This window comes from Burkholderia sp. Ap-955 (genome assembly GCF_011753045.1).
GTDB classification, from domain to species: domain Bacteria; phylum Pseudomonadota; class Gammaproteobacteria; order Burkholderiales; family Burkholderiaceae; genus Burkholderia; species Burkholderia lata_D.
The window spans coordinates 138,260-161,158 of sequence record NZ_VWWH01000006.1 but is presented as its reverse complement, the minus strand read 5'-3'; the positions used below and the strand labels follow the sequence as shown (position 1 = coordinate 161,158).

Sequence of the window (22,899 nt, the reverse complement as noted above, 5' to 3'; positions counted from 1 at the left end):
CGAACAGTCGATCCGACGTGCGGCGACGGCCGGTCCGCCCGTTGCGGGCGGAGCGGATCCGCGGACAATCAGAAAATTCGCCGGCGTGTGTGCCGCGCATGTCGATTTCGCGGTGCGCCGCCCGTCGTATCCATGTCGACCGGGCATTGCGCGAAGCAGGTGGCGCCTGGTTACCGAGGATCGCCGTAACGAAAAGGAGGTACCCCATGCCGGATTCCCGATACCGCTGGGTCATCGTCGCTGCGGGCGGCCTGATGGGCTGCATCGCGATCGGCGCGATGTTTTCGCTGCCGGTGTTCCTGCGCGCGATCGCGCGCGACACGGGCTGGTCGATGACCGGCATTTCCGGCGCGATGACGCTCGGCTTCATCGCGATGGCTTTCGCGAGCATGGGGTGGGGCAGCCTGTCGGACCGCATCGGCACGCGCCCGGTCGTCATCACGGGCGCCGTCCTGCTGTCGGCAAGCCTGGCGCTGGCGAGCCGCGCGCCGTCGCTGCTCGCGTTCCAGCTCACTTTCGGCCTCGCCGTCGGCGGCGCGACGGCTGCGATATTCGCGCCGATGATGGCGTGTGTGACGGGCTGGTTCGACACGCACCGCAGCCTCGCGGTGTCGCTCGTGTCGGCCGGCATGGGGATGGCGCCGATGACGATGGCCCCGCTGGCCGCGTGGCTCGTGTCGGTGCGCGACTGGCGCACGTCGATGCTGCTGATTGCGGCGCTGGCGGCCTTCGTGATGATTCCGGTGTCGCTGCTGGTACGCCGGGCGCCCGCGCTCGACGGCGCGCAGGCGGCTCCTGCGGCGTCGGCGCCTGCCGGCGAGCCTGCGGCGATGTCGGTCGCGGATGCGCTGCGTTCGCCGCAGTTCATCGTGCTGCTGCTGACCAATTTCTTCTGTTGCGCGACGCATTCGGGCCCGATCTTCCATACGGTCAGCTACGCGGTGACCTGCGGGATCCCGCTGATCGTCGCGGTGTCGATCTACAGCGTCGAAGGGCTCGCCGGCATGGCCGGACGGATCGCATTCGGGATCCTGGGCGACCGCCTCGGCGCGAAGCGCATGCTGGTGGCCGGGCTGCTTGCGCAGGCGCTTGGTGCGCTCGGGTACTACTTCGTGCGCACGCTCGACGGGTTCTACGCGGTCGCGATCGTGTTCGGCTTCATCTACGCGGGCGTGATGCCGCTGTATTCGGTGCTTGCGCGCGAGAACTTCCCGCTGCGGATGATGGGCACCGTGATCGGCGGCTGCGCGATGGCCGGCAGCCTCGGGATGGCCGCGGGCCCCGTCGCCGGGGGCCTGATCGTCGATACGTTCGGCAGCTACGGCTGGCTGTATCTCGGCTCGTTTGCGATCGGTCTCGGCGCGTTCCTGATCGCGATGATGTTCCGCCCGTTCGCGAATGCGCGGCGGGAAACGGTGGCTGCGTGACCCTGCGACCGAAGCGGGGACGGCTTCCGTTTCACCGGATCGGCGCGGCGTGGTCGGCGTTGCCACAGAAAAACAGGGCCCCACACCGTACCCGTTGGACGGTGTGCGAACGGCCCGCAGCCCGCTGCGGCGCAGCAGAGCGGCAAATGAGACCGATCGGCGTGCACGCCCCGCGATTCGGCCCCTAAAAATACAATATCGAGCATATATTCGAAGGGCCTGTCATACCTGCGTCACCCTGCTAGAATTCGGCCTGCCGCATTGTTCCGATTGACTGATGAGATTGCTTGACGCCCTGGTCGAACAACGTATTGCCGCCGCCGCCGCGCGGGGCGAGTTCGACGATTTGCCGGGTACCGGCGCGCCACAGGCGCTGGACGACGACCTGCTCGTGCCCGAGGAGGTGCGGGTGGCCAACCGTATCCTGAAGAATGCGGGCTTCGTGCCGCCGGCCGTCGAGCAATTGCGCGCGCTGCGCAACCTGCACGACGAAGTGCAGGCGGTCAGCGACCGCGCCGCGCGGTGCCGGCTGCAGGCGAAGATCCTCGCACTCGACATGGCGCTCGAATCGCTGCGCGGCGGCCCGATGGTGATGCCGCGCGACTACTGCCGGCGCATTGCGGAGCGCCTGTGCGAGCGCGGGCTCGACGAAGCGTCCGCCGAAGCGGGGCCGATGTGACGTCCGACGCGCTGCACGACGCAGCCCGGTCGGCAACCGCCCCGGCGGCCGAACCCGCCGCCGATTCCCCCGTTCCCGAAGCCGCGCCCGTATCGGCGCGCGACCTGCATTTCATGCGTCTCGCGCAGGCTGCCGCCGAAGAGGCGCGCGCGGCCGGCGAAGTGCCGGTTGGCGCGGTGCTCGTGCGTGGCGACGAAGTAATCGCACGCGGCTTCAACCATCCGATCGGCGGGCACGACCCGTCGGCCCATGCGGAAATGGCCGCGCTGCGCATGGCCGCGCAGCATCTGCAGAATTACCGGATGCCCGGCTGCGAGTTGTACGTCACGCTCGAGCCGTGCCTGATGTGCGCGGGCGCGATCATGCATGCGCGCATCGCACGGGTCGTCTACGGTGCCGCCGATCCGAAGACGGGCGCGTGCGGCAGCGTGATCGACGCATTCGCGAATCCGCAACTGAACCACCATACCGAAGTGACCGGCGGCGTGCTCGCCGACGAGTGCGGCGCCGCGCTGAAGTCGTTCTTCGCCGAGCGCCGTCGCGCGCTGCGCGAAGCACGGCTCGCCCGCGACGCCGAATCCGGCGCGTCATAGGCCCGCCCGCCGCGCCCGTCGCTCGATGCTCTACGCGAGCCGGGCGCACACGGTTCCGTGAACCGGAGACGGTTCGGACCCTCTAAGCAGGTTTGACGACCCGACACCTTTCTTCGCCATGTCCTTCCAGCCCGCCGCGTCCTACACCATCCGCCTGCTTGCGCCGTCCGGCTATCCGCACGACCCGGATGCGATCAATCGCGCGCTCGAGCGCCTCAGCACTGCACAGCATCGCATCGAGAACATCGAAGCGACGCAGCGGCGCTTCCAGCGGTTCGGCGGCACCGACGGCGAACGGGCAGGCGACCTGAACCGTCTTGCCGATCCCGAGCGGCCGCTGCCGGACATCGCGCTCGCGGTGCGTGGCGGCTATGGCGCCGCGCGCATCCTGCACGGGCTCGACTATCGCGGGCTCGAGCGCAGGCTGCGCGACCAGCCGGTCGCGCTCGTCGGCCACAGTGATTTCACGGCGCTCCAGCTTGCGCTGTACGCGAAGGCGCGCATCAAGACGTTCGGCGGCCCGATGCTGTCCGCCGACTTCGGCGCGGAAACGCCGAGCGACTTCACGATGCAGCACTTCTGGCAGACGCTGACGCAGCCGAGCACGACGATCATCGCCGAAGCGCCGCAGGTGCAGAGCGTGAACGTGACGGGCACGCTGTGGGGCGGCAACCTCGCGATCCTCACGTCGCTCGTCGGCACGCCGTACATGCCCGACATCGAAGGCGGCATCCTGTTCATCGAGGACGTCAACGAGCAGCCGTTCCGGATCGAACGGATGATCTATCAACTGCATCTGTCGGGGCTGCTCGCGCGCCAGCAGGCGCTCGTGCTCGGCCAGTTCACCGGCGCGCGGCCGTTCGAGTACGACAACGGCTACGACATGCAGGCGATGATCGAACAGGTGCGCGCGGTGATCGGGATTCCGGTCGTGACGGGGCTCCAGTTCGGCCACGTGCCTGACCTGCTGACGCTGCCGTTCGGCGCGCAGGCGCAACTGGTCGCGAATGCGCACGGTTTCCGGCTCACGTTGTCGGACTATCCGCACCTCGGTTGAGGCGGTCGGAGTCGGTCGAAAGGCGGGGGGTTCCCGCCTTTTTCTTTATGTAAGTGCGCAACTAACGGTCAAGTATTTTCGTCGACAGCAGCAAGGTCGTCACCGGATCTTGCACCAGTTTTGTCAACAAAATGACCGGGAGGGTATACGACGAGAAGCGCGCCTGTCATACGTATCAGCCTTGTCATGCATGGATTCGACGCATCGTGCACCGGACAGGGTCACGTCGATGCACACCGATTGTGCGCAATGCCGGAAAAGAATTGTTGACAATCTTTATGTCCACCCTAGGATGAGGATCATCACACGATGCCGATCATGAACGAGCCCGAATCCCACCCGTCCGGTGCAGCCAGTCCCGAAGCGATCGCCGAGCGGATCCGCACGGCGATCCTCGAGCATCGGCTCGCGCCGGGCGCGAAGCTGACGGAGGCGCAGCTCTGCGACGTGTTCAACGTGAAGCGCGGGGCGATCCGCCAGGCGCTGGCGCAGCTCGCGACCGACAAGCTGGTCGATCTCGAGCCGAACCGCGGCGCGTTCGTCGCGAGCCCGACGCTGCAGGACGTGCACGAGGTGTTCGAGATGCGCCGGATCATCGAGCTCGCCGTGGTCGAGCGGCTCGCGACCGGGCCCGGCGCGAAGCGGCTGAAGGGCGTCGCCTCGCTGATCGAGAAGGAACGCAAGGCGTTCGAGCGGCAGGACTTCGCGGCCTGGATCCGCCTGTCGGGCGAATTCCATACGGCGCTCGCCACGCTGATGGGCAATGCGACGCTCAGCGAGTGCCTCGAAGGGCTCGTCGCACGCTCGACGCTGATGTCTGCGCTGTACGAGTCGCACGGGCGCAGCCCGTGCTCGTGCGACGACCACGACGAGATCCTCGGTGCGCTGGAGGCCGGCGATCCGAAGCGGGCGGTGACGCTGATGGCGCACCACCTGCAGCATGTCGAACTGAAGATGCTGGACCGGCCCGCACAAGGGCAGGTCGATTTGCGCGAAGTGTTCGGCGGCGCCTGAGCGGCGACGCGAACCCGGCCACGCGCCACAAGAACGAGCGAAATGCAGGCCCGCGGCGTGTGCCGCGGGCCGCTGGTCCGACTCCGGGCGTCGATCCGGAGCGATATCGATGACGGTGGAGCGGCCTCCCGGCCGCGTCAAGGAGAAGTCATGGCTCAGTTCAGTGTGGCGCACGATAGCGCCTATCCGGCGGAAGAAGGCGGCGAGGGCGGTGATCCGACACTGCCGAATGGTTACAGTGAACGTCTGTACAACGAAGATTTGGCACCCCTGAAAAATCAGACATGGGGTTCGTACAACATCTTCGCGTTCTGGATGTCGGACGTGCACAGCGTCGGTGGCTACGTATTCGCGGGCAGCCTGTTCGCGCTCGGGCTGACGAGCTGGCAGGTGCTGATCGCGCTGATCGTCGGGATCGGCTTCGTGAACCTGCTGTGCAACCTGATCGCGCGGCCGAGCCAGCAGATCGGCGTGCCGTATCCGGTCGCATGCCGCGCGACGTTCGGCGTGCTCGGCGCGAACGTGCCGGCCGTGATCCGCGGGCTGATCGCGATCGCGTGGTACGGGATCCAGACCTATCTCGCGTCGAGCGCGCTCGTGATCGTCGTGCTGAAATTCTTCCCGCAATGGCTGCCTTACGCGGACGTGCATCGCTACGGCTTCCTCGGGCTGTCGGCGGTCGGCTGGGCCGGCTTCATGCTGCTGTGGGTGCTCCAGGCGTTCGTGTTCTGGAACGGGATGGAGACGATCAAGAAGTTCATCGACTTCGCGGGGCCGGCCGTCTACGTCGTGATGTTCATCCTCGCCGGCTACATGGTGTGGCGCGCGGGCTGGCGCAACATCGGCCTCAACCTCGGTGGCGTGAAGTATCACGGCGCGGAAGTGATTCCGGTGATGATCACGGCGGTGTCGCTGGTCGTGTCGTATTTCTCGGGGCCGATGCTGAACTTCGGCGATTTCTCGCGCTACTGCCGCTCGTTCGGCGAAGTGAAGCGCGGCAATTTCTGGGGGCTACCGGTCAACTTCCTTGCGTTCTCGCTCGTCACGGTGATCACGACGGCCGCGACGCTGCCGGTGTTCGGCGAACTGATCACCGATCCCGTCGAGACGGTCGGCCGCATCGACCATCCGACCGCGGTGATCCTCGGTGCGCTGACGTTCACGATCGCGACGATCGGCATCAACATCGTCGCGAACTTCGTGTCGCCCGCGTTCGACTTCTCGAACGTCGCACCGCGCCTGATCAGCTGGCGCGCGGGCGGGATGCTCGCGGCCGTCGCATCGATCTTCATCACGCCGTGGAACCTGTTCAACAACCCGGCCGTGATCCACTACACGCTCGACGTGCTCGGCGCGTTCATCGGTCCGCTGTACGGTGTGCTGATCGCCGACTTCTATCTCGTCAAGCGCGGCCGGCTCGTGCGCGACGACCTGTACACGATGTCGGAAAGCGGCACGTACTGGTACACGGGCGGCGTGAACCGCCGCGCGCTTGCCGCGCTGTTGCCGGCCGCGGTGATCGCGATCGTCTGCGTGATGGTGCCGGGCTGGCAGGGCGTCGCGAACTTCTCGTGGTTCATCGGCGCGGGGCTCGGCTTCGTGTTCTACCGGCTGCTCGTGAGCACGAAGGCCTGAGGAGCATGCGATGAAGATCCGACTGATCAATCCGAATACGACGCAGCGGATGACCGACGCGATGGGCCGCTGCGCGCGCGAGGTCGCCGCTGCCGGCACGGAGATCGTCGCGGTGAGCCCGCAGATGGGGCCGCCGTCGATCGAAGGGTATTACGACGAGGCGCTCGCGACGCCGGGGCTGCTTGCCGAGATCGCGCAGGGCGAGCGCGACGGCTGCGATGCGTACGTGATCGCGTGCTTCGGCGATCCGGGCCTGTACGCGGCGCGCGAGCTCGCGCGCGGGCCGGTGATCGGCATTGCCGAGGCCGCGATGCATGCGGCGAGCGTGCTCGCGCCGGGCTTCTCGGTCGTCACGACGCTCGCGCGCACCTGCGGGATGGCGTGGCATCTCGCCGAACGCTACGGGATGAAGCGGTTCTGCCGCAACGTGCGCGCGACCGACGTCGCGGTGCTCGAGCTCGACCGGCCGGGCTCGGCCGCGCGCCGGGTCATCGTCGACGAATGCCGGCGCGCGCTCGACGAGGACGGCGCCGACGCGATCGTGCTCGGTTGCGCGGGGATGGCCGAGTTCGCGCACGAGATCGAGCAGCAGATCGGCGCGCCGGTGGTCGAGGGCGTCACGGCGGCCGTCAAGTGGGCCGAGGCGCTCGTCGCGCTGCGTCTCGCGACCGCGAAGCGCGGCGACTACGCGCGCCCGCTGCCGAAGCGCTACGACGGCGCGTTCGCCCGCTTCAGCCCGCCGGACGGGGATCAGGCGGAACCGGTCGCGAATTTGCCGCAACCGCACATACACACCGTCTGACACGCACTATCTGCGCCGCTGTATGGGCGCGTATGGGCGTTTTCGCTAAACTGGGCCGTCATCGCATCGGCTTGCGCAGCCGGCCTCCGGCACCCGCGCAGTCGATGCGAACCCATTATTTCAGCGAGCTTTCGCCGCTCTTCGAACCATGTCACTCGATCCCAACTATCCTCGCGACCTGATCGGCTACGGCCGCCATCCCGTTCAGGCGAACTGGCCGGGGCGCGCCCGCGTCGCCGTGCAATTCGTGCTGAACTACGAGGAGGGCGGCGAGAACTGTGTGCTGCACGGCGATCCGGGCTCCGAGCAGTTCCTGTCGGAAATCGTCGGTGCGGCCGCGTATCCCGACCGCCACATGAGCATGGAGTCGATCTACGAATACGGGTCGCGGGCCGGCGTATGGCGCATCCTGCGCGAATTCGAGAAGCGCGGGCTGCCGCTGACGGTATTCGGCGTCGGCATGGCGATCGAGCGCCATCCTGAGCTTGCGCGCGCCTTCGTCGAGCTGGGCCATGAAATCGCGTGCCACGGCTGGCGCTGGATCCACTACCAGAGCATGACGCCGGAACTCGAGGCCGAGCACATGCGCCTCGGGATGGAGGCGATCGAGCGCGTGACGGGCGAGCGCCCGCTCGGCTGGTACACCGGCCGCGACAGCCCCAATACGCACCGCCTGGTCGCGGAATACGGCGGCTTCCTGTACGACTCCGACAACTACGGCGACGACCTGCCGTTCTGGATGGACGTTGAAGTATCGGGCGGCAAGAAATCGCCGCAGCTGATCGTGCCGTACACGCTCGACACGAACGACATGCGCTTTGCGACGCCGCAGGGCTTCAATACCGGCGATCACTTCTTCGACTACCTGCGCGATGCATTCGACGTGCTGTACGCGGAGGGCGACGAGGCGCCGAAGATGCTGTCGATCGGCATGCACTGCCGGTTGCTCGGCCGGCCGGGCCGGTTCCGCGGGCTGCAGCGTTTCCTCGATCACATCGAGAAGCACGATCGCGTATGGGTGACGCGCCGTGTCGATATCGCGCGTCACTGGCGTGAACATCATCCGTATCAGCCCAATCATCGAAACGAAGGGAAAGCATGAAGGCGATGCGCTACACGTTGGAACAACTGAACACGATGGCGCCGAGCGCATTTGTCGCGGCGTTGTCGGGGATTTTCGAACATTCGCCGTGGGTGGCCGAAGTCGCCGCGGGCGAGCGGCCGTTCGCGAGCATCGACGCGCTGCACAAGACGATGTCGGGTGCGGTGGAAACGGCCGGCGAAGTGCGCCAGCTCGCGCTGATCAACGCTCACCCGGAGCTGGCCGGCAAGGCCGCCGTGCGTGGCGAGCTGACCGCCGAGTCGACGCGCGAGCAGAGCGGCGCGGGCCTCGACCAGTGCACGCAGGAAGAGTTCGACAAGCTGCTGACGCTGAACCGCACGTATCGCGAGAAGTTCGGCTTCCCGTTCATCCTCGCGGTGCGCGGCTATGACCGGCACGGCATCATCGCGAACTTCGAGTCGCGCGTGAATCATTCGCGCACCGAAGAACTGCGGGCGAGCCTCGACCAGATCTACCGGATCGCGCGCTTCCGCCTCGACGACCTGATCGACGCCTGACACCGCAATACGGCCTGCTGCGTCGCAGCGGCCTGATCGTCTCACTGAAACAAGGAAACATCATGGCTGTTCCGCTTCTCGATCCCAACGCACCCGACTTCACGCGGCGCTACGTGAACCTCGCCGACCCGCGTCTCGGTGCGCAGGCGCTCAAAGCCAGCGACGATTTCTTCGCGCCGAAGGACCGGATGCTGAACCCCGAGCCGGCTGTGTTCATCCCCGGCAAGTACGACGACCACGGCAAGTGGATGGACGGCTGGGAAACGCGCCGCAAGCGCACGACGGGCTACGACTGGTGCATCGTCAAGCTCGCGCGCCCGGGCGTGATCAAGGGCTTCGACATCGACACGAGCCACTTCACCGGCAACTTCCCGCCGGCCGCGTCGATCGAGGCCGCGTTCGTGGCCGACGGCGCGCCGACGCATGCGACCGAGTGGGTCGAGATCGTGCCGTCGACGACGCTGCAGGGCAATAGCCATCACTACGTCGAAGCGAGCGATGCGCGCGCCTTCACGCACCTGCGCGTGAACATCTATCCGGATGGCGGCATTGCACGCCTGCGCGTGTACGGCCAGCCGCAGCTCGACTGGGCCGGCGCGAGCGCGACCGAGCAGTTCGATCTCGCGGCGATGGAAAACGGCGGTTACGTGGTGGCCGCGAACAACCAGCACTTCGGCGTCGCGTCGAACCTGCTGCTGCCGGGCCGCGGCGTGAACATGGGCGACGGCTGGGAAACCCGTCGTCGCCGCGAACCGGGCAACGACTGGGCGATCATCGCGCTCGCGCAGCCGGGCGTGATCCGCAAGATCGAAGTCGATACCGCGTTCTTCAAGGGCAACTATCCGGACCGCTGCTCGATCCAGGCCGCGTACGTGTCGGGCGGCACGGACAGCTCGCTGATCACGCAATCGATGTTCTGGCCGGTGCTGCTCGGCGAACAGAAGCTGCAGATGGACAAGCAGCACTACTTCGAACAGGACATCGCATCGCTCGGCCCCGTCACGCACGTGCGACTGAACATCATTCCGGACGGCGGCGTGTCGCGCCTGCGTCTGTGGGGGACGCTCGACAAATGAAGACGCTTGCCATCGAACCGCTGACCAAGGAAGCATTCGCGCCGTTCGGCGACGTGATCGAGACGGAAGGGGCGAAGCAGATCCCGATCAACCTCGGCACGACGATCCGCTTTCACGATCTCGCGAAAGTCGACGTGACCGATGAAGACGGCCGCACGCTCGTCAACCTGTTCCGCGGCCAGCCGCGCACGCTGCCGTTCGAAGTGAAGATGCTCGAGCGGCACCCGCTCGGCAGCCAGGCGTTCGTGCCGTTGAACGACCAGCCGTATCTCGTCGTCGTGGCGCCCGCAGGCGATCTCGATCCGGCGAAGATCCGCGCGTTCGTGACGAGCGGCTGGCAGGGCGTCAACTATGCGAAGGGCGTGTGGCATCACCCGCTGATCGCGCTCGGCGGCGTCAGCGACTTCATCGTCGTCGACCGCGGCGGCGATGGCCTGAACCTGAACGAGCAGGACCTACAGGAATCGCTGTGGCTCACCGACGAGGCGCTGCACGCGCTGACTGCGTGACTCGCTCGCGCCTTCGCGACTGACTGCTTGTCGAAACCCGCGCAATTCGCGCGGGTTTTTTTATGTATGGTCGCTTGCTCGCGATTCAGGTCGCTTTGGTTTTGCGTGCGGCGCGCGAACCGTGGCCGCCGCGACGCCAGCGCGTCACGGCGCGACCGGCGGCTCCTGTTCGTATGCGCGATGCAGCAGCGCGACGAACGACGATGCGTCGGGCAGTGTCGTCGCGCCGAACCGGCGCACGGCGATCCCGGGCGTCCACGAATTCATCACGACGGCGCCGGCCATCGACGGCAGGTCGGCCGGCGTCAGTTCGCGATCGTGCTGCGCGACGCCCAGGCGCGCCAGTTGCCGGCGCAGGATACGCATCGTGACCCCGCCGAGCATGCCGGCCACCGGCCATACGACCGCGTCGCCGGTCCAGAACGCGAGATTCCAGATCGAGCCTTCGCTGATGCGCCCGTGGCGATCGATGAAGGCCGCATCGTCGAAACGCTGCGCGATCGCGCGGCGCAGGAAGTGCGTCTTCGCGACTTCGCCGACGTGCTTGATGTCCGGCAGCACGCGCTCGTATTCGAACAGCGCGAGATCGAGCGGGCCCGCCGGGCCCGACGACGGCGGTGCCGTGCGGACCAGCACGTCGAGCGTTTCGTCGTCGCGCGGCGCGACGAATTCGCCCGTCGTCGCATGCACGGTTGCCGTCAGCGACAGCGCCGACGGCGCGCGCTCGAGCGCTGCACGCAGGAGTGTGCGGATCCTGTCGTCGGGCAGTGCCTGGCCGAACAGCGTGTTCGACGCATCGCGCAGCCGCGCGAGATGCAGGTCGAGGCCGCGTACGTGGCCGTCGCGAACCTGCATCGCGGTGAAATGCGCGTGGCCCGCGAACGCGAGCGCGGCGAGCGCGTCCGGGGCGGCGACGACGCCGTTGAGCTGGGCGACGGACGGGAACGGGGCAACGGTCATCGATGGATCTCCGGGTTCGGCCGCGCGCACGGGGCGGCGCGCGACATCTTCAAGAAAGCCTATTGTTTGCTTATTGATGCTGTCTTGAAAAACGAGTAATTTTGGAACGCTCATCAAATCCGGTTTGAAGATCGATGGAACGCATGTGGCCCGGTACGCGCGCGCTGAGGACGTTCGATGCAGCGGCGCGGCACCTGAATTTCTCGCGGGCGGCCGACGAGGTCGGGCTGACGCCGGCGGCGGTCAGTCACCAGATCAAGGAAATCGAGGCGCAGCTCGACATGGCGCTGTTCGTCCGCACGAGCCGCAGCATCCGGCTGACGCCGGCCGGTGTCGTGCTGGCTGCTGCGGCTGCCGAGGCGCTGGCGGGGATGCAGCGCGCGACTGCCCGGGCACGGCGCGTCGCGCGGGAGCAGGCGGAGTTGCGCGTATCGGTCGGCGCGCGCTTCGCGACACACTGGCTGCTGCCGCGCCTGCCGCGTTTCAGGGCCGAGCATCCTGCGTTCGAGCTGTCGTTCGATATCACCGACCGGTTGCGCGATTTCGATGACGACGACGTCGATGCCGCGATCCGCTTCGGCACCGGGCGTTATCGCGATGCGTGCGCGCAGCGCCTGTTCGATACGTCGGTCGTTGCGATCTGCAGCCCGGCTCTGTTGTCGGCCGGCCCGCCGTTGCGCAAGCCGCGCGATCTGCTGCGCCACACGCTGTGCCACGTGGACTGCGAAGTCGACGGCGTGACCTGGCCGCGCTGGTCGGCATGGATGGCCGCTGCCGGCGTCGACGGTTTCGACGACAGCCGGTGCGTCGCGTTTCCTGATTCGAGCCACGTCGTGCAGGCCGTAATGGACGGTATGGCGGTCGGGCTGGCGGAGCCGCACATGATCGCGCGCGATCTCGCGGAAGGGCGCCTCGTCCGGCTGTTCGACGTGAACGTCGACGTGGCGCCGGGGCTTGCCTATCACGTCGTATATCCGGAGCACACACAGGACGATCCGCGCATCGTCGCATTGCGCGACTGGCTCGCGGATGAAGTCACGACGATGCGCGCGTAGCGGTGACGGTGGCGCGTGCTATCGTGCCCGCATCTCCACCGCGCGATGCCCGATTCCGGGTATGTTCCTCCGATGAGCCAACCTGAAAACGACCTGGCGATCCTGCTGAGCACGATGCAGCCCGAACTGCATCCGGGTGCGTTCGCCTTCGTATCATTGCCGACCGGCGCAGACGTATCGTTATCCGAAGTAATCGCAACGTTCCGCGAAGCGGAAGGGCTGACGGTCGTGGTCGAAGAGGAGACGGCAGCACGTCACGGCTGGCCCGTGCTGTTCCGTGCGGCCTGGATCACGCTGACCGTGCATTCCGACCTTGCGGCTGTCGGCCTCACGGCGGCGTTCGCACGCGCGCTCGGCGCGGCCGGCATCAGTTGCAATGTGATGGCGGCGGCCTGCCACGATCACATCTTCGTGCCGTTCGACGACGGCCCGCGCGCACTCGATGCGCTCGTCGCGCTCCAGCGCGACGCGATGCGGGGCTGACGCGCGAAGGGCGTCCGGGACTCGCAAAAAAAAGGGCCCGTCACCGGGCCCGAGAACGGAGAGGATTGCGCCGGAAAATCACACCCGGCGCACGGCGGCTTACTTGTTCGCGCCACCCTCGAACCAGGCGGCGAGCTTCGTGCGCTCGTCGTCGGTCATGTGCGTGACGTTGCCGATCGGCATCGCCTTCAGGCGCACGGCCTGTTCGTAGATGCGCTGCGCGTTCTTCGACACTTCGTCCGGCGTGTCGAACATCACGCCTGCGGGCGCGCTGCCCATCAGCGTCGGCTTTGCCGAGTGGCACTCGACGCAGCGCTGCTGCAGGATCGGCATGATGTCGTTGATCACGACCTTCGGCGCGTTCGCGGCCTGCGCTTCCGGTGCGACCGGCTTCGGCGTCGTCCAGACCAGTGCGCCTGCCAGCAGCGCGACGCCGCCGATCGGCAGGTACCACAACTGCTTGCCGCGGTGGCGCATCACGAAGAACTGGCGAATCAGCGCACCGGCCAGCATGATCAGCACGAGCACGACCCAGTTGAACTTGTTCGTGTACGTCATCGCATAGTGGTTCGACAGCATCGCGAACACGACCGGCAGCGTGAAGTACGTGTTGTGCACCGAGCGCTGCTTGCCGCGCTTGCCGTAGATCGGGTTCGGCTCTTCGCCCTTGAGCATCTTGTCGACCATCTTGCGCTGGCCGGGGATGATCACGAAGAACACGTTCGCCGACATGATCGTTGCGAGCATTGCGCCGACGATCAGGTAGGCGGCACGACCCGCGAAGATGTGGCACGCGAGGTAAGCGGCGGCGACCACGTAGATGCCGACGCAGATGCCGAGCACGCGGTCGTTGGTGCCGAGGATGCGGCACAGCGAGTCGTAGACGATCCAGCCGGCGGCGAGGAAGCCGAGTGCGGACGCGACGGCGACCACCGGGCCCATGTCGAGCACGCTCTTGTCGATCAGGTACGTGTTCGGTGCGAGCAGGTACAGCACGAAGAACAGCGAGAAGCCCGACAGCCAGGTCGTGTACGACGGCCACTTCGACCAGTGCAGGTCATCCGGCATTTCCGGCGGGGCGACCGTGTACTTCTGCATGTTGTAGAAACCGCCGCCGTGGACGTGCCACAGCTCGCCGAACACACCGCGCTTGCGCTGGTTCGGGTCGGTCGGCGGCTTCAGGCTGTTGTCGAGCGCGACGAAATAGAACGACTCGCCGATCCACGCAATGGCGACGATGACGTGCAGCCATCGCAGCGCGAGGTTCAGCCAGTCGGTGATGAAGCCTTCCATGAAACTCCTCCAGACTCAAATCGTTTGTTTGATGCGGGCGCTGATTCGAATGTCAGCTGCCGCGATAGGTGCTGTACGACCACGGCGACACGAGCAGCGGCACGTGATAGTGCGAGCCGGTGTCGGCGATGCCGAAGCGGAGTACGACGCGATCGACGAAACGGGGTTCGGGCACCTTCACGCCGAGCGACGCGAAGTAGTCGCCGGCATGGAACACGAGTTCGTATTCGCCGGCGGCGAGCGCGGCGCCTTCGAGCAGGGGTTCGTCGCAGCGGCCGTCGCTATTGGTCAGCACGGTCTTGATCGCGCGGCGCGATTCGCCGTCCAGCGCGTAGAGGTCCACCTTGATTGCAGCGCCGGGACGGCCGTGCGCCGTATCGAGTACGTGGGTAGTGAGCTTTCCCATTCGTTGTGTCCTTGTGTGAATGCGAGGTTCGGCGGCGACTCGATCCATTGACTGTGCGGCGGATCGAGGCTCCACGTCACGTGGCTACATACCCGTCGGCGAGATTGAAGCGAGCGCCGTGCAGGCATTGTAAAAAGGTTCCCCGCGCAAATACGGGCGCGATATCAAAGATAATGCGCCGCGCATGAGCGACTGTCGACGGCACGCCGGATACGGCTTCCGGCAGGCGTTTCGGGCCGCCGGCAGGGTGTTGCGCGGCGTACCATATCGAAACCGTGAAACGCGGTATTCCGGATCGCGCATTGTGTGCGGCGCGCGCTTGGGCGATCCTCCCGCCGTGCGCGTCGGCCTGAGGCCCGCGCGTACCCCGAAGACGGCGAGCACGCCGGGTAACCGGGCCAGGGCGTTCGAACGGACGCAGGCACCGGCGCGTGCCGCGATTCAGCGTTCGAACGGCTGTGTGACGACTTCCAGGATCAGCCCCTGGAAGCAGACCGACGCGGAGAACGCATGAATCTCGAGCAGCACGCTGGCGCACGCGCGCCGAACACCTCCTCATCCCGCCCGACAACCCTGCTGGTCAAGCACGCCGACGTGCTCGTGACCATGGACGACACGCGTCGCGAGCTGCGCGATGCGGGGCTCTACATCGAAGACAACCGGATCGTCGCGGTCGGCCCGACCGCCGAGCTGCCCGAGACGGCCGACGAAGTGCTCGACCTGCGCGGCCACCTCGTGATCCCGGGGCTCGTGAACACGCATCACCACATGTACCAGAGCCTGACGCGCGCGGTGCCTGCGGCGCAGAACGCCGAGCTGTTCGGCTGGCTCACGAACCTGTACAGGATCTGGGCGCACCTGACGCCCGAGATGATCGAGGTGTCGACACTGACCGCGATGGCCGAACTGCTGCAGTCGGGCTGCACGACGTCGAGCGATCATCTGTACATCTACCCGAACGGCAGCCGCCTCGACGACAGCATCGGCGCCGCGCAGCGGATCGGCATGCGATTTCACGCGAGCCGCGGGGCGATGAGCGTCGGCCAGCGCGACGGCGGGCTGCCGCCCGATTCGGTCGTCGAGCGCGAGCCCGACATCCTGCGCGACACACAGCGCCTGATCGAGACCTATCACGACGAAGGTCGCTACGCGATGCTGCGCGTGGTCGTCGCGCCGTGCTCGCCGTTCTCGGTGAGCCGCGACCTGATGCGCGATGCGGCCGTGCTTGCGCGCGAATACGGCGTGTCGCTGCACACGCACCTCGCGGAGAACGTCAACGATATTGCGTACAGCCGCGAGAAGTTCGGGATGACGCCAGCCGAATATGCGGAAGACCTGGGCTGGGTCGGCCACGACGTGTGGCACGCACACTGCGTGCAGCTCGACGATGCGGGTATCAGCCTGTTCGCGCGCACCGGCACGGGCGTCGCGCACTGTCCGTGCTCGAACATGCGGCTCGCGTCGGGTATCGCGCCGGTGAAGAAGATGCGTCTCGCGGGCGTGCCGGTCGGCCTCGGCGTCGACGGTTCCGCGTCGAACGACGGAGCGCAGATGGTCGCGGAAGTGCGGCAGGCGCTGCTGCTGCAGCGGGTCGGTTTCGGCCCCGATGCGATGACCGCGCGCGAAGCGCTCGAGATCGCGACGCTCGGCGGCGCGAAGGTGCTGAACCGCGACGATATCGGTGCGCTGAAGCCCGGCATGGCCGCGGACTTCGCCGCATTCGACCTGCGCCAGCCGCTTTTCGCGGGCGCGCTGCACGATCCGGTCGCGGCGCTCGTGTTCTGCGCGCCGTCGCAGACGGCGTACACGGTGGTGAACGGGAAGGTGGTGGTGCGGGAAGGGCGGTTGGCGACGCTCGATCTGCCGCCAGTCATCGAGCGTCACAACGCGCTTGCACATGCGCTCGTCGCGGCATCGCGCTAACCCACGCTGAAATCGTCAGGCGGCCGCCTTGCAGGGCGTGCCGCCGGCGGTCGTCGTGCCGCGAGGTGTCGCGCGCTACGACGGCGCGGGCGGCTTAGGCCGCTACGCCTCGATCAGCGTGCGGGTGGCTTCGGCGACGAGGCTGCGCAGCCAGCGCACTTCGTCGGAGTAATGGCAGCGCTCGTGCCACAGCTGGTAGTACTGCATCGGCGGGAAGTCGAGCGGCGCCGGCACGACCGACAGCGGCAGGAACTTCGCGTAGTGATCGGCGAACAGTCGCGTCGTCGTGAAGATCAGGTCGGACTTCACGAGCACGTACGGTGCGAGGTTGAAGTACGGCAGCGTGACGACCACGTGGCGCTTGAGCCGTTCGCGCGCGAGATGCACGTCGATCGCGCCGCGCTGGCCGACCGAGTACGGCGTCGGCGCGAGATGCGGGGCGTTCAGGTACTGGTCGAGCGTCAGCCCGCCGCGTTTCGCGAACGGGTGCGTGTTGCTCATCAGGCAGACGATTTCGTCGACGAACAGGTTCGACAGGTGCAGCTGCTCGGGCGGCTCGGGCCAGTTGCCGACGACGATGTCGAGCTTGCCGTCTTCCAGCGCGAGTTCGTAGTCGAACGCGGGGCCGAGCGAATGGAACTCGAGCGTCGCGTTCGGCGCGGCCTGGCGGAAGCGCTCGACGACGGTCGGCACGAACAGCACGTTCAGGTAGTCGGGGCAGCCGATCCGGTAGCAGCGGATCGACGTGGCCGGGTCGAAATTGTGCTGCTGGAACTTGATGCGCTCGATTTCACGCAGCGCGTTCTGCACCGGCTCGAGCAGGCGCAGCCCGTATTCGGTCGGCACCATGCCGGATTTGCCGCGCACCAGCAGCGGATCGCCGGTGATGTCGCGCAGGCGCCGCAGCGCGGCGCTGATTGCCGGTTGCGACTGGTTCAGTTTGACGGCCGCGCGCGTGACGCTGCGCTCCATCAACAAGGTGTGCAAGACGCGCAAGAGGTACGTGTCGATCGCCTCGCGTTGCTGACTCATGTTATCTCCGGTTTATATGGCTGGGCTGATCGAGGGGTGGGGTGGGTATATCGTTTTTAATATGAACGAAAATCAGCGTCAAGAGATGGATACCCGCAGGGACCCGCCGGCCGGGCCGCGACAAGGGGCCTGAACGGGGCGGATTGCGGTGCGCGCGGCGCCGCGCGGAAGCGCGTTGCACGGATCCGGATAGCGGCGCGGCGTGTGATGCAGGGGCGCGTCAGTCGTCGATGCGCATGCCGACCTTCAGCGTGACCTGCCAGTGCACGACCTGGTCGCCTTCGATGTGGCCGCGCGTTTCGGTCACCTGGAACCAGTGCAGGTTGTGCAGCGTCTTGCCGGCTTTCGAGATCGCATTGCGGATGGCGTCGTCGCTCGATTGCTGCGACGAACCGGTCAGCTCGATCATCTTGTACACGTGGTCGCTCATGATGCGCTCCCTGGGATGTCGGTATGAATGGCCGGCGCAAGCCGTGGTCCCGAAGCGGCGCCGCGCGTGCCCGGCTTCTTGAGTGATAGGTATGATGGGCGGCAAGTTCAACCCATATCGGAGACGAGGAGCATCGTGGAAGTCGGATTTTGCGGACCGGGATTGATGGGCGCGCCGATGATTCGGCATTTGCTGGCGGCAGGGCATCGGGTCAGCGTGTGGAATCGCTCGCGCGACAAGGCCGAGGCGCTCGTGAAGGACGGCGCGCAGGTGGTCGGCACGCCGCGCGAACTGGCGGAACGCGTCGAGACGGTATTCGTGTGCGTGCTCGACGGCCGCGCGGTGGGCGATGTCGTATTCGGCGAGCACGGCCTGCTCTCCGGCGATGCGCCCGCGCGCCGCCTGCAGCGCATCGTCGATCATTCGAGCATTCCGCCCGCCGCCACGCGTGATTACGCGGCGCGTGCCGCGGCGCTCGGCGTCGGCTGGGTCGATGCGCCGGTGTCGGGCGGCGTGCCCGGCGCGCAGGCAGGCACGCTCGCGGTGATGGCCGGCGGCCGCGCGGCCGATCTCGACGCGGTGCGGCCGCTGATCGACACGTACGCGTCGCGGATCACGCATATGGGTGACGCGGGCGCGGGGCAGACGGCGAAGCTGTGCAACCAGGCGATCGTCACCGCGACGGTGACCGCGATCGCCGAGGCCGTCGGTCTGGCGCAGGCAAGCGGCATCGACGCCGCGCGGCTGGCCGAAGCGCTGGCCGGCGGCTGGGCTGATTCGGTGCTGCTGCAGACGTTCGTGCCGCGCATGACGTCGGGCGGTCATGCTCCGATCGGCGCGCTCAGCACGTTCCAGAAGGACGTCGATGCGATCGCCGACGCGGCGCGCGACACGGGCGCGGTGATGCCCGTATCGGCCACCGTGCAGCAGGTGTTGCGGCTCGGCGCCGCGCAAGGGCTCGCCGGTGCCGATTTCGCCGCGTTCATCGACATCGTGCGACCCGGCAACGGGCGTCAGCAGATGTCGTGACGGGCAAGCGGGGCGCGTGAATGGCAGATGGGCCGCCCGGAGGCGGCCCATCGAATGGCAGGGTGATCAGCCGAGGGAGCGTGGTGTCGTGTCGCCGGCATTCTGGCGACCGAGCCCGCCGCGCAGGCTCGCTTTCGTGCCTGCACCAAACTCGGGCAGGATGCGCGCACGCGCACGGCTGGCGAACACGAGGAAGCCGAAGCCGTTTGCTTCATACCAGTAACCGCCGTTCTCGAGGCCGTCCAGCGGTTGCTCGAGCGCGTTGGCGATCGATTCGATGCAGCGCTTGCGCAACTCGGCGATGGCGGGATAAGGCGGTTGGGCGCCGCGTACGCTGCACAGGAGCACGTCGAGACCGGGCAGCACATGTGCGTACAGGACGGGTTCGTCCTGCGCACGGGCGCGGGCAATCTTGGTGTCGAGCTGGGCAAACGGTTTCGAGTGGCGCAATACCGCGAGGAATGACTCCTGGCCATCCTGCTGGGCACGCCGACGTTTTTTCGGGAAGGACATAAACACTCGCCTCAAAAACAATTGCAAGAAATGCGGCACTTTCATGCGACCCACTCCCGGCTATGTACGCCGCATGTCGATCCTTTATAGCACACGAAAATGCTGCCTTCGTGCAGTACGACGATCAATGTCTCCCGTCGACCTGCTCGCCATGATCGACACAGCCAGCGTCTTGGCGCCCGTACTGTCGTTTAGTCTCCATCATAGACCTGCTTTCCCCGCGCGTGCATTCGCCCGTCACAAAAAAGTGAGATAGGCCGCATGCGGCGGCGCATCGCGCGCGCAATAAAAAGGCCCGCTCGGGGCGGGCCTGGCTGGCGGGGCGCTTGGCGATCAGCGCTGCTTCAGCGAATCGCGGATCTCGCGCAGCAGCACCGTGTCTTCCGGCGTCGCGGCCGGTGCGGCTTCTTCCGGCTTGCGCAGCTTGTTGATGAATTTCACCATCAGGAAAATGATGAACGCGAGGATGACGAAATTGATTGCCACCGTGATGAACGAGCCGTAGCCGAACGCGGCGACACCCGCGGCCTGCAGGTCCTTGAACGAATCGGGATTACCCTTGAACGTCGGGGGGATGGTGCCGAGCAGAACGAACTTGTTCGAGAAATCCAGGCCGCCGGTCAGCACGCCGATGACCGGCATGATGAGGTCTTTCACGACCGAGTCGACGATTTTCGAGAACGCGCCGCCGATGATCACGCCGACGGCGAGATCCATGACGTTGCCCTTGACGGCGAACTCCTTGAATTCCTTGATGATGCTCATGAGCGGCTTTCTCCTGTTTGGGGCGAGGGGAGGCGTGCCGCGACGCGCAGGGATGCAGAGCGTCGAATGAGGGTCGGTGGCACGCCGATGGCCGCATGATAGCGAACGCTCCCCATTGCCGGTAGTCCATCTTGAAATGATTGACAAATCCGCGCGTCGGCGCGGCCGGCCATGCAGGGGAGCGTGGCGTGCGTTGCAGCGCGTCGCGGGGGCGTCGACGCGCTGCGCAACTTCAGGTGTTGTCGTCGGTCCAGCCGTCGTCGTTGCTGCCGAGATCCATGCCGCCGCCGCCGTTGCCGTCGCTCCAGTTCGAACTGTCGCCACGGCCGAGGTCGACACCCGGGTCGTTTTCCTGCCGGCGGCGCTCGCCGTCGACGATCACGTCGCGTTCGACCACGCGCTCGCGGCCGCCGGACATCGCCTCGCCGAGCAATACGCCGGTCAGCAATCCACCCATGCCGCCGCCGAAACCACCGCCGCCTTGCTGGATCACTACCGGCGGTTGCTGCTGCGGGTAGGGCTGCTGCGGATACGGCTGGCCTTGCGCGCCCGTCATGCGATCGGCTTCCTGCGCATACACGGAGCCGCTGCCGTTCGCCGGGGCCGCGGGCTGCGCGGCCGGGTCGGGACGGCCTTCGACGCGTGCCTTCACGCTGGCATGACGCTGTTCGAGTTCATCGACGCGATACGGCGGCACCGGATTCTTGCCGTTCGACAGCGATTCGACGAGCGTGCGCGCATCGGTCTCGATCGCTTCGAGCTCGCCCGTGAGCGCTGCGGCGCCGGGCGCCGTCGACAGCTTCGCGTCGAGTTTCAGCGGGCGGATGTCGTTCAGCACGTCGGTGGCGCGCTTGAGCTGCGTGCGGCGTTCGTCGTCGGCGCGGCTGTCGTCGGCCGTGCGTGCGCGCCGCAGCGTCCAGCGCAGCACCAGCGCGATCACCGCGACGATCAGCCCGAGGCCGATCCACATGCCGGTCGACGGACCGTGTTTTTCGGCCGGCGCGACAGCGGGAGCGAGCCCCGGCTGCAGCGTCCCTGCCTGCGTGGCCGACGGCACGTTGCCGCTCACGCGCGCGGCGTCGGCGCGGATGCGCGACTCCGTCTGCGCGAAGCGCGATGCGTCGGTGAACTTGAGTTGCGGATCGAGCGACTTCGCGCGCTGCAGTTGCTCGAGTGCGTCGGACGCGCGGCCTTCGCGGTCCAGCACCTGTGCGTACAGGTAGCGCGCATGCGCATTGTTCGGATGGGCGTCGATGACTTGCGACAGCTGCGTGTCGGCTTGCTGCCAGTTGCGTTGCGCGATCGATTGCTCGACCTGCTGCAGCGACGGGACCGCAAACGCGGCGGACGACAGCACCATCAGCGAGAGGCCGAGTGCGGCGAGAGATTTCTTCATGGTCGAACCGGGCGCAGGCGCCCGTCTCCTGACGATCGGTTCGCGCCGCGCCCGGGGCGGGCGGCGGCGCGGTGGCCCGCAGTGGCCGTTACTGCGCGGGCGTATCGAGCTGCTTCTTCAGCGCGGCGAGGCGATCCTCGACCGACGGGCCCTTGTTCAGCGCGGCGAGCTTGTCGTCGAGCGCCTTGCCGCTCGACGTGTCGGCCGAATTCAGGCGCGCGTCCGAGCGTGCGTTCTGCAGCGCGACCTTGTCCTCGAGCTTCTGGAAGTCCTCGGACAGGTTCTTGCCGCCGATGCCGCCCAAGGCGCTTGCCGCGACGTCCTTCGCCTGCGCGATTTCCTGCTTGGCCTGCAGGATGTTCGAGCGTGCATTCAGGTCGTTGCGGCGCTGACGCATGTCGGCGATCTGCCCCTTCAGCTTCTCGACCGACGGCTCGAGCGTCGTCAATTCGGCTGCGAGCGCGTCACGCTCGGCTTCGGCGTTCGACTGCGCGCCGAGCGCCTCGCGTGCGAGTGCTTCATTGCCGGCCTGCAGCGCGCGCTTCGCGCCGTCCTCGTACTTCTTCACCTTGTCGTCGGCCGCATCGCGCTTGCTGCGCTGGGTCGCGACCTGTGCCTCGATCTCGATCAGCGAATTCTCGGCACGGCCGATGCTGTCGTCGAGCTCCCGCACGATCTGCCGTGCGTCGCGCGACGGATCCTGGACCGAATCGGCCGCATCGTTCAGCAGGCCTTTGATCGTGCGCGAAACAGAGTCGAAAAGCGACATGAAATCCTCCGTGGTTGAAAGGCGCCGCGTGAGAGCGGCAGTGCCCGTTGCGAGCCGGTTCCGACCCGCATGAGCCGGCGGATATTACACCACCGGTTCACTTAAATACGGCTTAAACGCGCGAGTTCAAGCGGCTTGCGCATCAGGATGCCGAACCTTTCGCGATTGAAAGAAAGTTGGCGCGTGCGCGCGATATTGCGTGTCCATGATAGGCAGAGGATGCCGACAATACGTTCCTTAAATCACGGCATTGCGGGAATTTTTACAAAAAATCGCGAAGGCACCCGGTCGATTTCATTAAAATGCGCTGTCACGTCGCGGGAACGGATCGCCGCGCGGCGGGGTCTGTCGACGTGACAGCTGCATCACGCTGTATCCGCTCTGATCCATTCGCCTGCATTTCCGCATGCGTCCGAGGGCGCCACGACCGCCC

24 protein-coding genes are annotated in these 22,899 nt (G+C 66.6%); 15 read left to right on the top strand and 9 right to left on the bottom strand.

Annotation, left to right across the window (positions count from 1 at the left end; genetic code table 11):
• Positions 1 to 206: 206 nt before the first annotated feature.
• The 11 genes from F3J15_RS06040 (at position 207) to F3J15_RS05990 (ending at position 10,412) form a co-directional block, all read left to right on the top strand.
• A complete protein-coding gene (locus F3J15_RS06040) occupies positions 207 to 1,427 on the top strand; it encodes an MFS transporter (protein WP_089445843.1) in 1,221 nt (406 codons plus the stop codon).
• 277 nt (positions 1,428 to 1,704) lie between these two features.
• Positions 1,705 to 2,106, top strand: coding sequence for a DnaJ family domain-containing protein (locus tag F3J15_RS06035; protein WP_006478536.1), 402 nt, complete (start codon positions 1,705 to 1,707; stop codon positions 2,104 to 2,106).
• The gene (gene tadA, locus F3J15_RS06030; RefSeq protein WP_089445842.1) at positions 2,103 to 2,699 is read left to right on the top strand and encodes a tRNA adenosine(34) deaminase TadA; all 597 of its coding nucleotides are present in this window, start codon (positions 2,103 to 2,105) and stop codon (positions 2,697 to 2,699) included. The genes F3J15_RS06035 and tadA overlap by 4 nt, the downstream gene beginning before the upstream one ends.
• Positions 2,700 to 2,817: 118 nt before the next feature.
• Positions 2,818 to 3,756 (top strand): muramoyltetrapeptide carboxypeptidase, encoded by a 939-nt coding sequence (gene ldcA / locus F3J15_RS06025; protein ID WP_089445841.1) that lies wholly within the window; start codon positions 2,818 to 2,820, stop codon positions 3,754 to 3,756.
• Between the two features lie 309 nt (positions 3,757 to 4,065).
• Positions 4,066 to 4,770 (top strand): GntR family transcriptional regulator, encoded by a 705-nt coding sequence (locus tag F3J15_RS06020; RefSeq protein ID WP_089484138.1) that lies wholly within the window; start codon positions 4,066 to 4,068, stop codon positions 4,768 to 4,770.
• Between the two features lie 150 nt (positions 4,771 to 4,920).
• Positions 4,921 to 6,405 (top strand): NCS1 family nucleobase:cation symporter-1, encoded by a 1,485-nt coding sequence (locus tag F3J15_RS06015; RefSeq protein ID WP_089445839.1) that lies wholly within the window; start codon positions 4,921 to 4,923, stop codon positions 6,403 to 6,405.
• A 10-nt stretch (positions 6,406 to 6,415) separates the two neighbouring features.
• Complete coding sequence (locus tag F3J15_RS06010) at positions 6,416 to 7,207, top strand: aspartate/glutamate racemase family protein (RefSeq protein WP_166888694.1); 792 nt, start codon at positions 6,416 to 6,418, stop codon at positions 7,205 to 7,207.
• A gap of 148 nt (positions 7,208 to 7,355) precedes the next feature.
• Positions 7,356 to 8,309 (top strand): allantoinase PuuE, encoded by a 954-nt coding sequence (gene puuE, locus F3J15_RS06005; RefSeq protein WP_069248242.1) that lies wholly within the window; start codon positions 7,356 to 7,358, stop codon positions 8,307 to 8,309.
• Positions 8,306 to 8,827: a 2-oxo-4-hydroxy-4-carboxy-5-ureidoimidazoline decarboxylase gene (gene uraD / locus F3J15_RS06000; protein ID WP_039342817.1), complete on the top strand. Its 522-nt coding sequence runs from the start codon at positions 8,306 to 8,308 to the stop codon at positions 8,825 to 8,827. The genes puuE and uraD overlap by 4 nt, the downstream gene beginning before the upstream one ends.
• A gap of 62 nt (positions 8,828 to 8,889) precedes the next feature.
• Positions 8,890 to 9,903: an allantoicase gene (alc, locus tag F3J15_RS05995; RefSeq protein ID WP_166888691.1), complete on the top strand. Its 1,014-nt coding sequence runs from the start codon at positions 8,890 to 8,892 to the stop codon at positions 9,901 to 9,903.
• Entirely contained in the window at positions 9,900 to 10,412 is a 513-nt protein-coding gene (locus tag F3J15_RS05990; protein ID WP_043187989.1) for an ureidoglycolate lyase, read from the top strand. Before alc ends, F3J15_RS05990 begins: the two co-directional genes overlap by 4 nt.
• A 144-nt stretch (positions 10,413 to 10,556) precedes the next feature.
• Here the strand turns inward: F3J15_RS05990 and F3J15_RS05985 are convergent, their stop codons facing one another.
• Entirely contained in the window at positions 10,557 to 11,486 is a 930-nt protein-coding gene (locus F3J15_RS05985; protein ID WP_166888688.1) for an aminotransferase class IV family protein, read from the bottom strand.
• Positions 11,487 to 11,506: 20 nt separating this feature from the next.
• On the opposite strand from F3J15_RS05985, the gene F3J15_RS05980 reads away from it, so the two are divergent.
• Entirely contained in the window at positions 11,507 to 12,427 is a 921-nt protein-coding gene (locus tag F3J15_RS05980) for a LysR substrate-binding domain-containing protein (protein WP_166888685.1), read from the top strand.
• Between the two features lie 72 nt (positions 12,428 to 12,499).
• Positions 12,500 to 12,910 (top strand): ACT domain-containing protein, encoded by a 411-nt coding sequence (locus F3J15_RS05975; protein ID WP_166888680.1) that lies wholly within the window; start codon positions 12,500 to 12,502, stop codon positions 12,908 to 12,910.
• A gap of 99 nt (positions 12,911 to 13,009) precedes the next feature.
• Here the strand turns inward: F3J15_RS05975 and F3J15_RS05970 are convergent, their stop codons facing one another.
• Together F3J15_RS05970 and uraH are read right to left on the bottom strand one after the other, a co-directional pair.
• Complete coding sequence (locus F3J15_RS05970; RefSeq protein WP_039342830.1) at positions 13,010 to 14,203, bottom strand: urate hydroxylase PuuD; 1,194 nt, start codon at positions 14,201 to 14,203, stop codon at positions 13,010 to 13,012.
• Between the two features lie 52 nt (positions 14,204 to 14,255).
• The gene (gene uraH / locus F3J15_RS05965; protein WP_011352401.1) at positions 14,256 to 14,609 is read right to left on the bottom strand and encodes a hydroxyisourate hydrolase; all 354 of its coding nucleotides are present in this window, start codon (positions 14,607 to 14,609) and stop codon (positions 14,256 to 14,258) included.
• Between the two features lie 510 nt (positions 14,610 to 15,119).
• Between uraH and F3J15_RS05960 the strand changes: the two genes are divergently transcribed.
• Positions 15,120 to 16,532, top strand: a complete 1,413-nt coding sequence (locus tag F3J15_RS05960) for an 8-oxoguanine deaminase (protein WP_069248236.1) — start codon at positions 15,120 to 15,122, stop codon at positions 16,530 to 16,532.
• 102 nt (positions 16,533 to 16,634) lie between these two features.
• Here F3J15_RS05960 and F3J15_RS05955 read toward each other — a convergent pair whose 3' ends face one another.
• Both F3J15_RS05955 and F3J15_RS05950 read right to left on the bottom strand, forming a co-directional pair.
• The gene (locus F3J15_RS05955; protein ID WP_006762467.1) at positions 16,635 to 17,564 is read right to left on the bottom strand and encodes a LysR substrate-binding domain-containing protein; all 930 of its coding nucleotides are present in this window, start codon (positions 17,562 to 17,564) and stop codon (positions 16,635 to 16,637) included.
• 220 nt (positions 17,565 to 17,784) lie between these two features.
• A complete protein-coding gene (locus F3J15_RS05950) occupies positions 17,785 to 17,994 on the bottom strand; it encodes a dodecin (protein WP_021160372.1) in 210 nt (69 codons plus the stop codon).
• Between the two features lie 135 nt (positions 17,995 to 18,129).
• On the opposite strand from F3J15_RS05950, the gene F3J15_RS05945 reads away from it, so the two are divergent.
• Entirely contained in the window at positions 18,130 to 19,023 is an 894-nt protein-coding gene (locus tag F3J15_RS05945) for an NAD(P)-dependent oxidoreductase (RefSeq protein ID WP_166888677.1), read from the top strand.
• A gap of 66 nt (positions 19,024 to 19,089) precedes the next feature.
• On the opposite strand, the gene F3J15_RS05940 is transcribed toward F3J15_RS05945, so the two are convergent.
• The 4 genes from F3J15_RS05940 to F3J15_RS05925 all read right to left on the bottom strand — a co-directional run bounded on the left by F3J15_RS05940 (position 19,090) and on the right by F3J15_RS05925 (position 22,466).
• The gene (locus tag F3J15_RS05940; RefSeq protein ID WP_027784713.1) at positions 19,090 to 19,536 is read right to left on the bottom strand and encodes a hypothetical protein; all 447 of its coding nucleotides are present in this window, start codon (positions 19,534 to 19,536) and stop codon (positions 19,090 to 19,092) included.
• 333 nt (positions 19,537 to 19,869) lie between these two features.
• Positions 19,870 to 20,301: a large conductance mechanosensitive channel protein MscL gene (gene mscL / locus F3J15_RS05935; RefSeq protein ID WP_006487991.1), complete on the bottom strand. Its 432-nt coding sequence runs from the start codon at positions 20,299 to 20,301 to the stop codon at positions 19,870 to 19,872.
• Between the two features lie 232 nt (positions 20,302 to 20,533).
• Positions 20,534 to 21,697, bottom strand: a complete 1,164-nt coding sequence (locus tag F3J15_RS05930; protein ID WP_166888675.1) for a tetratricopeptide repeat protein — start codon at positions 21,695 to 21,697, stop codon at positions 20,534 to 20,536.
• Positions 21,698 to 21,785: 88 nt separating this feature from the next.
• Positions 21,786 to 22,466 carry a PspA/IM30 family protein gene (locus F3J15_RS05925; RefSeq protein WP_069248233.1) on the bottom strand — a complete coding sequence of 227 codons (681 nt, stop codon included), beginning with the start codon at positions 22,464 to 22,466 and terminating at the stop codon, positions 21,786 to 21,788.
• Positions 22,467 to 22,899 lie beyond the last annotated feature (433 nt).